We start from the raw sequence: 14,427 nt of genomic DNA on the forward strand, positions 1-14,427 counted from the left end.
CTGACCGGCGAGTGGAACGTCAATGAGTGGCTGACGCTGAAGTCGGTCACGGCTCAACGCGACGGCCTGACGCGCGGGCAACATCGACTTCGACAACCTGCCGGCGCCGATCCTCGACATTCCGGCTCGTTACGACGACGATCAGTTCAGCCAGGAATTCCAGGCCGTCTTCAGCGGCGACCGCTGGTCGGGCGTGGCCGGCGTCTATTACCTGGACGCCACGGCGTCGGGCGCCTTCGACACCGTTCTGGGTCTGGCGAACCTGACCACCCTGACCTCCGGTTCGGTGGACACCAAGAGCTACGCCGTCTTCGGCGACTTCTCCTATGACGTGACGGACGCCCTGTCGGTGTCGGTCGGCGCCCGCTGGACCCACGACGAGAAGACCGGAACCGTCTTCCGTCGACAGTATCTGGGCATTCGCAGCCCCGGTTTCGGCAACGGCGCCGCCGTGCCGATCGCCGCGCCGCGCACCGACTACACGGCCACGAAGGAGTTCGAGAAGTTCACCCCGCGCGTCAGCGTCTCCTACAAGCTGACCCCGGACCTGACGACCTATGTGTCGTGGGGCGAGGGCTTCAAGTCGGGCGGGTTCGACATGCGCGGCGACGCCGTCCTGTATCCCGACACGGTCAAGGGCTATCGGCCCGAGACGGTCGAGACCTGGGAGATCGGCCTGAAGGGTTCGCTGTTCGACAACCGCCTGAACTTCGCCACGGCCATCTATGATTCCTCGTATGAGGATCAGCAGATCACCACCCAGTACCCGGCCGGGCGCGACGGTCGCCTCGGTGGTCGACAACGTCGGTTCGTCCAGCATCCGCGGTTGGGAGTTCGAGGGGCGTCTGCGCGTCACCGACAACCTGACGCTGAACGGCATGCTGAGCTATACGGACGCCAAGTTCGAGCAGTTCATGGCCTACATCCCGACCGGTCCGCTGAACTCCAGCTGCCCGACCCAGCCGGGCTGCGTCGTCGACGTCTCGGATCAGCGCGACTTCCAGAACACGCCGGAATGGACCGGCTCGATCGGGGCCACCTACACCCACTGGATGGAGAACGGCTCGAGCCTGGCCTTCATTCCGTCGGCTTCCTATCGCGGCGACTATCAGCTGTTCGAGACGGCCAGCCCGATCCTCGACCAGGAAGCCTTCTGGATGTTCGACGCCAGCCTGGTGTGGACCTCCTCGAACGATCGCCTGACGGTCGGCGTCCACGGCAAGAACCTGTCGGACGAGCAGTATCGCGTGGGCGGCTATGTCTTCCCGGGCGCCCTCTTCGGCGACTCCCTGATCGGCTACTACGGGGCCCCGCGCACCGTCACGGCCACGGTCGGGCTGAAGTTCTGATCCGGGTCATTTCTCCTGAACGCCTGATCATCTGATCGCGGGCGGCGGTTCGTGGGAGCCGCCGCCCTTCTTTTTTCGTGGCGCGCGGCGGCAGGGCCGCTACCGTCGCCTCAAGAAACCAGTCGGGAACGCCCATGAGCCAGATCGAGGCCGCCAAGGCCGATGCAGGGACGGTCGACGCGCGCGCCGCGTCCGCCGGGCTATCGCTACTATGTGCTGGGATCCTGATCCTCATCTACATGCTGAACTTCCTGGATCGACAGATCATCGGCATCCTGGCCGCGCCGCTGAAAGCCGAGTTCAACCTCAGCGACAGCCAGTTCGGCCTGCTGGGGGGGCTGGCCTTCGCCCTGCTCTATTCGACCCTGGCCATCCCCATCGCCTGGCTGGCCATCGGTTCAGCCGGGTGTGGATCATGACCGGCGCCCTGACCGTCTGGTCGGGCTTCACCGCCCTGTGCGCCTGGCGGGCCGGCTTCGGCTCGCTGTTCCTGTGCCGCATGGGCGTGGGCATCGGCGAGGCGGGCGGGGTGGCCCCGGCCTATTCCCTGATCGCCGACTATTTTCCCAAGTCCCAGCGCGCGCGGGCCTTGGCGGCCTATGCCTTCGGCATCCCGCTGGGAATGGCGGCGGGCACCCTGGTCGGCGGCCTGTTGGCGGCGACCTACGGCTGGCGCACGGCCTTCATCGTGGTGGGCGTCCTGGGGGTGCTGGTCGCGCCGGTGCTGCGCCTGACGGTCAAGGATCCCAAGCGCGGCGGACTGGATGTGGAGCCCGCCGCCCCTGCGGCGGCGCCGGTTGAAGCGCCGAAAGCCCCGCCGTTCATGGAGGTGGTGCGCACCCTTGCGCCCAAGCCCAGCTTCTGGCTGCTGTCGTTCGGCGCGGCTGCGTCTTCGGTGTGCGGCTATGGCGTGGCCGCCTGGCTGCCCAGCTTCTTCATGCGCAGTTTCGGCCTGACCCTGTCGCAGACGGCCTGGTATTATTCAGCCATCGTCCTGGTCGGCGGGGTGGCGGGCATCTGGCTGGGCGGCTCGATGGCCGACCGCTTGGGCAAGAAGTCCAAGGCCGCCTATCCGCTGACGCCGGCGATCGCCTTCCTGATCTCGGTGCCCTGCTTCATCCTGGCGATGAACTCGGGCGCGGTGGTGGGCGCCGTCATGCCCGGCTCCGATCCCAACGGGGCCGCGGCCTTGACCATGGCCTTCCTGATCTTCCTGATCCCGACGGGGCTGAACCTGACCTGGCTGGGGCCGATCACGGCTGCGGTGCAGCATCTGGCGACGCCCGCCATGCGGACTACCGGCTTCGGCCCTGTTCCTGCTGATCAACAACCTGCTGGGGATCGCCGTCGGCATCTACTACTTCGGCTGGATGAGCGACCTGCTGCGCCCGACCTTCGGGAAGAGAGCCTGCGTTGGGCCATCTATACGGGCATGGGCTTCTACCTGCTGTCCTCAGCCCTGCTGTTCGGCGCCTCTCGCACGCTCAAGAAGGACTGGGTCGACTAATCGTCCCGAAGACGGACCGGGCGGCGGCCTGAGGCCGGCCCGCCGCCCCGGCATAAGAAAATCCTCATGAGGCCATAAGACGACAGGCCGGTTGCGCAGGCGAAGGCGCGACGCCTATAAGCGCGGCCAAAGTTTCCACAAACCTCCCTAACGGCGCGGATCAGACATGAACATTCACGAGTATCAGGCCAAGCAGGTCCTCAAGGGCTACGGCGCCCCGGTTGCGGCCGGCGTGGCCATCACCTCGGCCGACCAGGCCGAAGCCGCCGCCAAGCAGCTGCCTGGCCCGCTCTATGTCGTGAAGTCGCAGATCCACGCCGGCGGCCGCGGCAAGGGCAAGTTCAAGGAGCTGCCCGCCGACGCCAAGGGCGGCGTGCGTCTGGCCTTCTCGATCGAGGAAGCCGTCGCCCACGCCAAGGAAATGCTGGGCAACACCCTGGTCACCGCCCAGACGGGCGAGGCCGGCAAGCAGGTCAACCGCCTGTACATCGAAGACGGCGCCGACATCGCCCGTGAGCTGTACTGCTCGCTGCTGGTCGACCGCTCGGTCGGTCAGACGGCCTTCGTCGTCTCGACCGAAGGCGGCATGGACATCGAGGAAGTGGCCCACGCCACCCCGGAAAAGATCCACACCATCGCCATCAACCCGGAAGCCGGCGTCACCGCCGAGAACGTCGCCGCCATCAACGCGGCGCTGGAGCTGACGGGCGACGCCGCCGAAGACGGCAAGTCGCTGTTCCCGATCCTGTACAAGGCCTTCGTCGAGAAGGACATGGACATGCTCGAGATCAACCCGCTGATCGTCATGGAGAACGGCCATCTGCGCGTTCTGGACGCCAAGGTCAGCTTCGACGGCAACGCCCTGTACCGCCACGAAGACATCCGCGCCCTGCGCGATGAGACCGAAGAAGACGCCAAGGAGATCGAGGCCTCGAAGTGGGACCTCGCCTATGTCGCCCTCGACGGCAACATCGGCTGCATGGTGAACGGCGCCGGCCTGGCCATGGCGACGATGGACATCATCAAGCTGTACGGCAAGGAGCCCGCCAACTTCTGCGACGTCGGCGGCGGCGCCGGCAAGGACAAGGTCGCTGCGGCCTTCAAGATCATCACCGCTGACCCGAAGGTCGAGGGCATTCTCGTCAACATCTTCGGCGGCATCATGAAGTGCGACGTCATCGCCGAGGGCGTCGTGGCCGCGGTGAAGGAAGTGGGCCTGAAGGTGCCGCTGGTCGTGCGTCTGGAAGGCACGAACGCCGAGCTGGGCAAGAAGATCCTGAACGAGTCGGGCCTGACCATCCAGGCCGCCGACGACCTGGACGACGCCGCCCAGAAGATCGTCGCGGCGGTCGCGTAAGCGCCGCTACCGCCCAGCAGACACACAGAATTCAGAGCACAGACACATGTCCATCCTCGTCAACAAAGACACCAAGATCCTGGTCCAGGGCCTGACCGGCAAGACCGGCGGCTTCCACACCGAACAGGCGCTGGCCTATTACAACACCAAGATGGTCGGCGGCGTGCACCCGACCAAGGGCGGCCAGACCTGGACCGGCTCGCACGGCGAAACCCTGCCCATCTTCGCCTCGGTCGCTGAAGGCAAGGAGCGCACCGGCGCCGACGCCACGGTCATCTACGTCCCGCCGGCAGGCGCGGCCGACGCCATCATTGAGGCCATCGACGCCGAGATCCCCTTCATCACCTGCATCACCGAAGGCATCCCGGTGCAGGACATGGTCCGCGTCAAGGCTCGCCTGGACCGTTCGAACTCGCGCCTGCTGGGCCCGAACTGCCCCGGCGTCCTGACCCCGAAGAGTGCAAGATCGGCATCATGCCGGGCAACATCTTCAAGAAGGGCAACGTCGGCATCGTCTCGCGTTCGGGCACCCTGACCTATGAAGCCGTGTTCCAGACCACGAACGAAGGCCTGGGCCAGACCACGGCCGTCGGCATCGGCGGCGACCCGGTCAAGGGCACTGAGTTCATCGACGTGCTGGAGATGTTCCTGGCCGACGACGCCACCGAGTCCATCATCATGATCGGCGAAATCGGCGGCGCGGCTGAAGAAGACGCCGCCCAGTTCCTGATCGACGAAGCCAAGAAGGGCCGCAAGAAGCCGATGGCCGGCTTCATCGCGGGCCGTACGGCTCCGAAGGCCGCACCATGGGCCACGCCGGCGCCGTCGTCTCGGGCGGCAAGGGCGATGCGGAATCCAAGATCGCCGCCATGGAGGCTGCGGGCATCCGCGTCTCGCCGTCGCCGGCGCGTCTGGGCGCGACGCTGGTGGAAGTGCTGAAGGGCTAAGCCCTTCAGCAGCGCACGCTGCGCGAGCGGGCGCTAACGCTCGCCGCGCGGCGGCTTGCTGCTTCAGCGCCTCTTTGGAGGCGCGGCGCTAACGCTCGCGACGCGGTCGCTCGCTGCTTGAGCGTCGGATTCACTTAAGGGCGGGTGCGGCGTAGGCAGGGCGGCGGATTGGACCAAAGTCTAATCTATCCGCGTTCCGGGGGTGTTTTTCGCGCCGTGTGACCTTTTGTAACGCCTCCGGAATCGTCCGGGGGCGTTTTTTCTTGCCGATTCGACCAAATTCCACCCGGTCCGCCTCCCTTCGGTCATGACCAGTAAGGAAACAGGGCCTATATGAACGGCGCTGCTCTCCGCGCGGCTGTGCGCGGGCGGTTGTAAAGGGACGATTGAGAGAAAAATGGCGGACGATGCGGGTCGGCTGAACCAGGTCTTTGCCGAGACCTCCTTCCTCTATGGCGCGAACGCCGCCTTCATTGAGGACCTGCACGAAAAATGGGCTTCGGACCCCGGCTCGGTGTCGGGGGAGTGGCGCGCCTTCTTCGATCAGCTGAAGGACAACGCCGACCTGGTGAAGCAGTCGGCCGCCGCCGGTTCCTGGGGCCGCTCGGGCGCGTCTGAGCCGACCGAGGAAACCGCCGTGTTCGACGGCCGCTGGCCCGCCCCCAAGATCGACCCCAAGGCCGCCGGCAAGCCCGGCCCGCGTCCGGCGGCTCCGGCTGCTGACGCTTCGGGCGCCGTTTCGGCCGCCGACGTGCGCGCCGCCGCCCACGATTCCATCCGCGCCCTGATGCTGATCCGCGCCTACCGCGTGCGCGGCCACCTTCAGGCCAACCTCGACCCGTTGGGCATTGAGAAGCCGATCGAGAACCCGGAGCTGACGCCCGAGTTCTACGGCTTCACCGCAGCCGACATGGACCGCCCGATCTTCCTGGACGGCGTGCTGGGCCTGGAGACCGGCTCGGTCCGCCAGGTGCTGGAAATCCTCAAGCGCACCTATTGCGGCAACATCGGCGTACAGTTCATGCACATCGCCGAGCCGGACGAAAAGGCTTGGCTGCAACAGCGCTTCGAAGGTCCGGACAAGTTCGAACAGAACGCCTTCACCAAGGAAGGCAAGCTGGCCATCTTCAAGAAGCTGGCCGAGGCCGAGGGCTTCGAGCGCTTCCTGCACAAGCGCTTCCCCGGCACCAAGCGCTTCGGCCTGGACGGCGGCGAGGCGATGGTCCCGGCCCTGGAGCAGGTCATCAAGCGCGGCGGCGCCCTGGGCGTCGACGAGATCGTCTTCGGCATGGCCCACCGCGGTCGCCTGAACACGCTGGCCGCCGTCATGGGCAAGCCGTACAAGGCCATCTTCCACGAGTTCCAGGGCGGCTCTTCCGTCCCCTCGGACATCGAGGGTTCGGGCGACGTCAAATACCACATGGGCGCCTCGTCGGACCGTGAGTTCGACGGCCACAAGGTCCACCTGTCGCTGACGGCCAACCCCTCGCACCTGGAGATCGTCAACCCGGTCGTCCTGGGCAAGTCGCGCGCCAAGCAGGCCTTCGACATCCGCGAGGCCGAGGTCAATCTGGGCAAGCCGGACGCCGAATGGGTGCTGGACCGCTCCAAGGTCGTGCCGCTGTTGATCCATGGCGACGCCGCCTTCGCCGGTCAGGGCGTGGTGGCCGAATGCTTCGCCCTGATGGGGCTGAAGGGCTACCGCACCGGCGGCACCCTGCACTTCGTCATCAACAACCAGATCGGCTTCACGACCAGCCCGCGCAACTCGCGCTCGTCGCCCTATCCGTCGGATGTGGCGCTGATGGTCCAGGCCCCGATCTTCCACGTCAACGGCGACGATCCCGAAGCGGTCGTCTTCGCCGCCAAGGTGGCCACCGAATACCGCCAGAAGTTCCACAAGGACGTGGTGGTGGACATGTTCTGCTACCGCCGCTTCGGCCACAACGAAGGCGACGACCCGACCTTCACCCAGCCGCTGATGTACGCCAAGATCAAGAACCAGCCGTCGACGCTGGAGATCTACGCCAAGCGCCTGATCGCCGAGGGCGTCATCACCCAGGCCGAGGTGGACGCCGAGATCGCCCGCTTCGAGGCCTACCTCGACGCCGAGTTCGAGGCCGGCAAGACCTTTGAAGCCAAGAAGGCGGACTGGCTGGACGGCGAGTGGAAGGGCCTGGGCGCCGAGGTCGCCGATGACGCCGCGCAGCGCGGCGACACCGCCGTCGCGGTCGACAAGCTCAAGGACTACGGCCACCGCCTGACGACCATCCCGAACAGCGTCGACGTGCACAAGACGCTGAAGCGCGTCATCGACGGTCGTCGCGATGCGGTGTCGAGCGGCGAGAACATCGACTGGGCCACGGCCGAGAGCCTGGCCTTCGCCAGCCTGCTGGACGAAGGCTACAACATCCGCCTGTCGGGTCAGGACTCGGTCCGCGGCACCTTCTCGCAGCGTCACTCGGGCATCACCGACCAGACGACCGAGCAGCGCTACTTCCCGCTGAACAACCTGCGCGACGGCCAGGCCCATTTCGAAGTCATCGACTCGGCCCTGTCCGAAGAGGCCGTGCTGGGCTTCGAGTACGGCTATTCGCTGGCCGATCCGAACACCCTGACCATGTGGGAAGGCCAGTTCGGCGACTTCGTGAACGGCGCCCAGGTGGTGATCGACCAGTTCATTTCGTCGGGCGAGCGCAAGTGGCTGCGGATGAGCGGTCTCGTGATGCTTCTGCCGCACGGCTATGAAGGCCAGGGCCCCGAGCACTCCTCGGCCCGTCTTGAGCGCTTCCTGCAGCAATGCGCTGAGAACAACATGCAGGTCGCCAACTGCACGACGCCGGCCAACTACTTCCACATCCTGCGTCGTCAGCTGCACCGCTCGTTCCGCAAGCCGCTGATCCTGATGACGCCCAAGTCGCTGCTGCGTCACAAGAAGGCGGTCTCGACCCTGGCCGACATGGCCGAGGGCTCGTCCTTCCACCGCGTGCTGCGTGACGACGCCGAGCTGCGTCCGTCGGTGGCGGGCGTCACGCTCAAGGCCGACAAGGACATCCGCAAGGTCATCGTCTGTTCCGGCAAGGTCTACTACGACCTGCTGGACGCGCGCGAGAAGGCGGGCGTGGACGACATCTACATCCTGCGTCTGGAACAGTTCTATCCGTGGCCGATCAAGTCGATCTCGGCGGAGCTGGCCCGCTTCCCCAACGCCGATCTGGTGTGGTGCCAGGAAGAGCCCAAGAACATGGGCGGCTGGACCTTCGTCGACCCGTGGATCGAGCTGACGCTCGAGAAGCTGGACGTGAAGGCCAAGCGCGCGCGCTACGTCGGTCGCCCGGCTTCGGCCTCGACCGCCGCGGGCCTGATGAGCCGCCACCTGAAGGAACTCGAGACCTTCCTCGCCGAGGCCATGGCCTGACCGCCGCGCCTGACCTAAGAAACAAGCAAAGTTCAGACACGAAAAGACACTGAAGATGGCCGATATCCTCACCCCCGCCCTCGGTGAATCCGTCGCCGAAGCCTCGATCGCCAAGTGGACCAAGAAGGTCGGCGACGCCGTGAAGAAGGACGAAGTCCTGGTCGAGCTGGAAACCGACAAGGTCTCGCTGGAAGTCGTCGCCCCCGCCGACGGCGTGCTGTCGGCGATCAACGCCAATGAGGGCGACACCGTCGTTCCCGGCACGGTGCTGGGCGCCGTGACCGAAGGCGGCGCGGCCGCCGCCTCGGCCCCGGCTCCGGCGGCTGCGGCTCCCGCCGCCGCTCCGGCCGCTTCGGGCGGCGCAGCGGTCGACATCGCCGTGCCGACCATGGGCGAGAGCGTCGCCGAAGGCTCGATCGGAACCTGGCTGAAGAAGTCGGGCGACACCGTCGCCAAGGACGAACTGCTGGTCGAGATCGAGACCGACAAGGTGGCCGTGGAAGTCTCGGCCCCGGCCGCCGGCGTCCTGACCATCGTGGCAGACAACGGCGCCACCGTGACCCCCGGTCAGGTGATCGGTTCGGTCGCCGCCTCGGGCGCCGCTGTTGCTCCGGCTGCTCCGGCTCCGGCTGCGGCTCCGGCCAACACGGGTTCGGCCCAGGCGCCGGCCTCGGCGCACCTGTCGCCCGCCGTCCAGCGCGTGGTGGCTGAGAACAACCTGAACCCGGCCACGCTGTCGGCTTCGGGTCCGAAGGGCAACATCACCAAGGCCGACGCCATCGCCGCCATCGGCGCCGCCGCTCCGGCTGCGCCCGCCGCCGCCGCCCCGGCCGCTCCGCGCGCCGACCAGCCGCGCGAAGAGCGGGTGAAGATGACGCGCCTGCGTCAGACCATCGCCCGCCGCCTGAAGGAATCCCAGAACACGGCCGCCCAGCTGACCACCTTCAACGAGGTGGACATGACCAACGTCATGGCCCTGCGCGCCCAGTACAAGGAAGTCTTCGAGAAGCGCCACGGCGTGAAGCTGGGCTTCATGTCCTTCTTCACCAAGGCCGTGGTTCAGGCCCTGCACGAAATCCCGGCCGTCAACGCCGAGATCGACGGCACGGACATCATCTACAAGAACCACTACGACATCGGCATCGCCGTCGGCACCGACAAGGGCCTGGTGGTTCCGGTGCTGCGCGACGCCGACGCCCTGTCGCTGGCCGGCATCGAGAAGGGCATCGGCGCCTTGGGCAAGGCCGCCCGCGACGGCGCCCTGACCATGGACCAGATGCAGGGCGGCACCTTCACCATCACCAACGGCGGCACCTACGGCTCGCTGATGTCGACGCCGATCCTGAACGCGCCGCAGTCGGGCATCCTGGGCATGCACAACATCGTGCAGCGCCCGATGGCCATCAACGGCGAGGTCAAGATCCGCCCGATGATGTACCTGGCCCTCAGCTACGATCACCGCATCGTCGACGGCAAGGAAGCCGTGACCTTCCTGGTCCGCATCAAGGAACTGCTGGAAGACCCGGCGCGCGCCCTGCTGGACCTGTAAGGTCCGCATCACGCGAACGACTGACGACGGCGGGATCTTCGGATCTCGCCGTTTTCAATTGCGCGCCCCGCAGGCGTGTTAGGCTGGCGCCATGAGCCTGGTCGAGATCGCCCGCTATCAAGACGTCTATGAGGCCGATCTGGCTGCGGCCTTCCTGTCGTCGCACGACATCGAGGTGTCGGTGACCGAGCGGTTCCAGACCACGATCGACCCCCTGATGCAGCGCGCCCTGGGCATTCGCCTGATGGGCCGGGCGGACCAGGCGGCGCGAGCGCGCGATCTGCTGGCGCGCGCGGGGGCGGGCGAGTTCGCGACCGATGAAGGCGATGATCTCGACGCGCCGGATACGACGGTTCGCACGGCTTCGCGCGGATTGGCCCTGTTCGCCTTTGCGACCGGCGCCGGCTTTGTCGGCACGGCCATGCCGCGTCGCTTCAACGCGGTGCAGTGGGCGGGCCTGGCGCTGATTGCGGCGATCCTGCTGCTGTCCGCGGGCGTCTATCTGTGGGCGTGGGTGAACGGCGCCCTGGGTTGAGGCGTTGCAGGCGGTTGACGAGCGCGTCGAAAATGACGGAGCTTCGCCCGCTTCCTTGTGATGGAGAGTTTGCTTGCGTCTCAATCTGATCCCTGCGTCCGGCGCCTTGACCCTGGCGGCTGCGCTCATGGCTTGCGGGCCGGCCCCGGCCGAAGCGCCCGCCGCCGCGCCCAAGGCGGACGACGCTGCGGCGGCTGCTCCCGCAACGGCCGCGGCCGCTGCCGAGAGAAGCGCCGATTTCCGCCGCACCGATCCGGCCCAGGCCGACCTTAAGCTGATTGAGGAAGGCGCCGAATGGCGCGTGCTGATCCGCGCCGGGGGCCTTCCGAACGGCGGGGCCACGGCGGCGGATTGCGAGCTTCAGGCGCGCGGCGCCCAGGACCGCGACGACGTCATCCACGCCAAGGTCATCCCGTTTGAAGGCGAGGTGAATGAACTGACGGCGGCCGACATCGGCGCCGACGCGCCGGTGGTGAAGGTGCGCGTGGGGCCGGAAGGGGCCTTCGTCGAGGACAGCACGGCCGCCAACCGCTTCTGCGGCATGGGCTCCGACATCTCGGGCTTCTACAGCCGCACCCAGACGCCGGACTGACGGCGTAGCAGGGGCCTAGAGGCCGACGTCCCAGACGCCCGCGTCGCGCATACGGCATTCGCGGGCTTCTGCGGCGCGGCCGCCCATGTCCTGGGCCATGCCGCGAATGGCGTCGGACACCGTGGTCTTGTGTAGGCCGGGCGTCACCGCATGGATGAAGGCGCACCCCGCCAGGCGCAGCAGCTTGAAGCCGAAACGCGACGACGCGGCCATATGTTCGAGATAGGTCTCGTCGACCTCTCGCGGGTGATCGCGGAACAGGCGGTTGAAAGCGTTCGACATGAAGACAGCCTAGCGTGGTCGCGCCGGTCCCTCTACCCGGCGGCCGCATTCTGGCCTAAACCCGCCGTAGCAACAGGGGGCGCTTCGTCACGCCGCTTCAACCCCGCGTGAGGCCCCTGCCGAGATATAAAAGGACGACCGATGGCCGACGGCAAGACCACTTCCGCCCAAACTTTCCGCTGGGAAGACCCCTTCGACCTGACGGGCCGTCTGACCGACGAGGAGCGGATGGTGCAGGACGCGGCGCGGTCCTATGCGCGCGAGGCTCTGCTGCCGCGCGTGGTCGCCGCCTTCCGCGACGAAGTGTTCGATCGCGCCATCATGACCGAAATGGGCGAAATGGGCTTCCTGGGCGCCATGCTGCCGGAACAGTACGGCGGCTCCGAAGCGTCGCACGTCGCCTACGGCCTGATCGCGCGCGAGGTTGAAGCGATCGACAGCGGCTATCGCTCGGCCATGTCGGTGCAGTCGTCTCTCGCCATGTATCCGATCTACGCCTTCGGCTCGGACGAGCAGAAGGGGAAATTCCTGCCCAAGATGGCGGCGGGCGAGCTGGTCGGCTGCTTCGGCCTGACCGAGGCGGACGGCGGGTCGGATCCGGCCTCGATGAAGACCGCGGCGGTCGCGGTCGACGGCGGCTATCGCCTGAACGGCGGCAAATACTGGATCACCAACTCGCCGATCGCCGACCTGGCCATCGTCTGGGCCAAGCTGGACGGCGTGATCCGCGGCTTTATCGTCGAGCGCGATTTCGACGGCTTCACCACGGGCAAGATCGGCGACAAGCTGTCGCTTCGCGCCTCGGTGACGGGCGACATCGGCCTGAATGACGTCTTCGTGCCGGAAGCCAACATCCTGCCGGGCGTGCAGGGGTTGCGCGGGCCGTTCTCCTGCCTGAACAAGGCGCGCTTCGGCATCGCCTGGGGCGCGATGGGCGCGGCGGAGTTCTGCTTCCACGCCAGCCGCGACTATGTGGCCGAGCGCACCCTGTTCGGCCGTCCGTTGTCGTCGCGCCAGCTGGTGCAGAAGAAGCTGGCCGACATGCAGACCGAGATATTCCTCGGCTTCGAGGGCGCCTACGCTCTGGGTCGTCTGCTGGACACGGGCGCCTGGGTTCCTGAGGCCATCAGCCTGATGAAGCGCAACAACTGCGGCAAGGCCCTGGCCGTGGCGCGCGAGGCCCGCGACATGCACGGCGGGGCCGGCATCACCGGCGAGCTGCACGTCATGCGTCACGCCATGAACCTGGAGACGGTCAACACCTATGAGGGCGCGCACGACGTCCACGCCCTGATCCTGGGCCGCGCCATCACGGGCGAAGCCGCCTTCTGAGACAAGCGTTGCAGAAAACGCGCGACGCGACGATCCTTTGCCGTTGTCGTGCGTTTGTCTCGCCTGCGGGGCGGCGATGATCGCCCGTCTGTCGGCCGAAGGCGGTCGGCGCGTGAAGGAAACCGGAATGACCAAACACAGCCTGCTGGCCGGCGCCGCCCTGGCGATCTTCAGCTTCAGCGGCATGGCCCAGGCTGCGCCCGTGGTCGCGGCGGCGACGGCTGTCCAGTCGCCTGTAACGGCCATGCCCTATGACGCCCGGCGCGGCGTCTTCACCTTCGCCGCCGGGCTGGAGGAAAGCCTGCCCGCCGTGGTCCAGGTGACGACCCTGGGCCAGTCGCGCGGTCCCAGCTCGGAAAACAATCCCAAGCCGTCGCAGGGCGGCTCGGGCGTCATCATCGACGCGCGCGAAGGCATCATCGTCACCAACCATCACGTCATCGAGAACGGCCAGAAGTTCACGGTCGACCTGATCGACGGCCGGCTGTTCGACGCCACCCTGATCGGCGCGGACAAGGCGACGGACATCGCCGTGCTGAAGATCGACGCCACGGGCCTGTCGCAGGTGGCGACGGTGGATTCCGACACCCTGCGCAGCGGCGACCTGGCCTTCGCCGTCGGCTATCCCCTGGGTCTGGACCAGACTCTGACCATGGGCGTCATCTCGGGCCTGAACCGCTCGGGCATGGGCGACGCCATCGAGGACTACATCCAGACCGACGCGGCGGTGAACTCAGGCAACTCGGGCGGGCCGCTGCTGGACAGCCGGGGGCGCCTGATCGGCATCAACACCGCCATCCTGTCGGGCGGTTTCGGCGGCGGCAACGACGGCATCGCCTTCGCCGTGCCGACGCGCATCATGATGTTCGTGGTCGACCAACTGCGCGCCACCGGCGAGGTCAAGCGCGGCCGCGTCGGCCTGGGCCTCGGCTCCCTGACGGCCGAGCGCGCGCGCGAAGTCGGGCTGAACATCGTGCGCGGCGCCGTGGTTTATGACGTCGAGCCGGGCTCGGCGGGCGAGAAGGCGGGGCTGAAGCCCGGCGACGTGCTGACGCGCATCCAGGACCGCCCGGTGGCCAACGCCGGTTCGGTCCAGGCCACGGTCGGCATCGCCCGCGCCGGAACCCAGATGCCGGTCGTCTATCTGCGCGACGGCCGCGAGGCCTCGACCCGGCTGACGGTCGAGCCGTCCGATCCGGCCGCCGTGCGTCTGGGCGCCCAGGCCGCCATGTCGCGCGGCCTGACGGTGCGCAATCCGGCTTCGGGCCGCGGGGCCCAGATCGCCGTGGTCGAGGCGGGGTCGTCCGCCGCCGCGGCTGGGTTCCAGGCTGGCGATGTGGTGGTCCAAGCGAACGGCGCCGAGATCGCCGACATGAAGGATCTGGCCCAGCGTCTGCAGGCGGCGGGCGAGGCGGTCGTGCCGATCATCGTCCTGCGCGACAACGAACGCGTCGAGATCGACCTTCCGGCCTGATCCGCGCCGTCTGAAGCTCTACGGCATCGCCCGCGTGACCCGGCGTCGCGCGGGCGAAGTCTTGTGCGTCTGTTGGGAAGCGGAC

General features: G+C 67.2%; 8 protein-coding genes and 3 pseudogenes. 10 read left to right on the top strand and 1 reads right to left on the bottom strand.

Going from position 1 to position 14,427, the window contains the following annotated elements; translation table 11 throughout:
- Positions 1-193: 193 nt before the first annotated feature.
- The 8 genes and pseudogenes from FGL25_RS18055 (at position 194) to FGL25_RS16470 (ending at position 11,254) form a co-directional block, all read left to right on the top strand.
- Positions 194-1,349 (top strand): annotated as a pseudogene (locus tag FGL25_RS18055) (TonB-dependent receptor).
- 162 nt (positions 1,350-1,511) lie between these two features.
- Positions 1,512-2,856, top strand: a pseudogene (locus FGL25_RS16440) (spinster family MFS transporter).
- Between the two features lie 166 nt (positions 2,857-3,022).
- A complete protein-coding gene (gene sucC, locus FGL25_RS16445) occupies positions 3,023-4,213 on the top strand; it encodes an ADP-forming succinate--CoA ligase subunit beta (RefSeq protein WP_003166455.1) in 1,191 nt (396 codons plus the stop codon).
- Between the two features lie 46 nt (positions 4,214-4,259).
- Positions 4,260-5,160: pseudogene (gene sucD, locus FGL25_RS16450) on the top strand (succinate--CoA ligase subunit alpha).
- 397 nt (positions 5,161-5,557) lie between these two features.
- Positions 5,558-8,578: a 2-oxoglutarate dehydrogenase E1 component gene (locus FGL25_RS16455; protein ID WP_138142293.1), complete on the top strand. Its 3,021-nt coding sequence runs from the start codon at positions 5,558-5,560 to the stop codon at positions 8,576-8,578.
- Between the two features lie 55 nt (positions 8,579-8,633).
- Positions 8,634-10,127: a 2-oxoglutarate dehydrogenase complex dihydrolipoyllysine-residue succinyltransferase gene (gene odhB, locus FGL25_RS16460; protein ID WP_138142294.1), complete on the top strand. Its 1,494-nt coding sequence runs from the start codon at positions 8,634-8,636 to the stop codon at positions 10,125-10,127.
- Positions 10,128-10,218: 91 nt separating this feature from the next.
- Positions 10,219-10,662, top strand: coding sequence for a DUF2007 domain-containing protein (locus tag FGL25_RS16465; RefSeq protein ID WP_138142295.1), 444 nt, complete (start codon positions 10,219-10,221; stop codon positions 10,660-10,662).
- A gap of 73 nt (positions 10,663-10,735) precedes the next feature.
- Positions 10,736-11,254, top strand: coding sequence for a hypothetical protein (locus FGL25_RS16470; RefSeq protein WP_138142296.1), 519 nt, complete (start codon positions 10,736-10,738; stop codon positions 11,252-11,254).
- Between the two features lie 15 nt (positions 11,255-11,269).
- Here the strand turns inward: FGL25_RS16470 and FGL25_RS16475 are convergent, their stop codons facing one another.
- Positions 11,270-11,536 carry a DUF6356 family protein gene (locus tag FGL25_RS16475; RefSeq protein ID WP_003166451.1) on the bottom strand — a complete coding sequence of 89 codons (267 nt, stop codon included), beginning with the start codon at positions 11,534-11,536 and terminating at the stop codon, positions 11,270-11,272.
- Between the two features lie 141 nt (positions 11,537-11,677).
- Here FGL25_RS16475 and FGL25_RS16480 point away from each other — a divergent pair, with 141 nt between their 5' ends.
- Together FGL25_RS16480 and FGL25_RS16485 are read left to right on the top strand one after the other, a co-directional pair.
- A complete protein-coding gene (locus FGL25_RS16480) occupies positions 11,678-12,868 on the top strand; it encodes an acyl-CoA dehydrogenase (RefSeq protein ID WP_138142297.1) in 1,191 nt (396 codons plus the stop codon).
- Positions 12,869-12,995: 127 nt separating this feature from the next.
- Positions 12,996-14,342, top strand: a complete 1,347-nt coding sequence (locus FGL25_RS16485) for a S1C family serine protease (RefSeq protein ID WP_138142298.1) — start codon at positions 12,996-12,998, stop codon at positions 14,340-14,342.
- Positions 14,343-14,427: the final 85 nt, after the last annotated feature.

Origin of the sequence: Brevundimonas vancanneytii, assembly GCF_901421975.1 — a bacterium.
GTDB classification, from domain to species: domain Bacteria; phylum Pseudomonadota; class Alphaproteobacteria; order Caulobacterales; family Caulobacteraceae; genus Brevundimonas; species Brevundimonas diminuta.

What these genes read in the sequence shown, in the direction of transcription:
- FGL25_RS16480 (WP_138142297.1), top strand. Translation starts at nt 11,678, where the DNA reads ATGGCCGACGGCAAGACCACTTCCGCCCAAACTTTCCGCTGGGAAGAC.
- sucC (WP_003166455.1), top strand. Translation starts at nt 3,023, where the DNA reads ATGAACATTCACGAGTATCAGGCCAAGCAGGTCCTCAAGGGCTACGGC.
- FGL25_RS16485 (WP_138142298.1), top strand. Translation starts at nt 12,996, where the DNA reads ATGACCAAACACAGCCTGCTGGCCGGCGCCGCCCTGGCGATCTTCAGC.
- odhB (WP_138142294.1), top strand. Translation starts at nt 8,634, where the DNA reads ATGGCCGATATCCTCACCCCCGCCCTCGGTGAATCCGTCGCCGAAGCC.
- FGL25_RS16475 (WP_003166451.1), bottom strand. Translation starts at nt 11,536, where the DNA reads ATGTCGAACGCTTTCAACCGCCTGTTCCGCGATCACCCGCGAGAGGTC.
- FGL25_RS16465 (WP_138142295.1), top strand. Translation starts at nt 10,219, where the DNA reads ATGAGCCTGGTCGAGATCGCCCGCTATCAAGACGTCTATGAGGCCGAT.
- FGL25_RS16455 (WP_138142293.1), top strand. Translation starts at nt 5,558, where the DNA reads ATGGCGGACGATGCGGGTCGGCTGAACCAGGTCTTTGCCGAGACCTCC.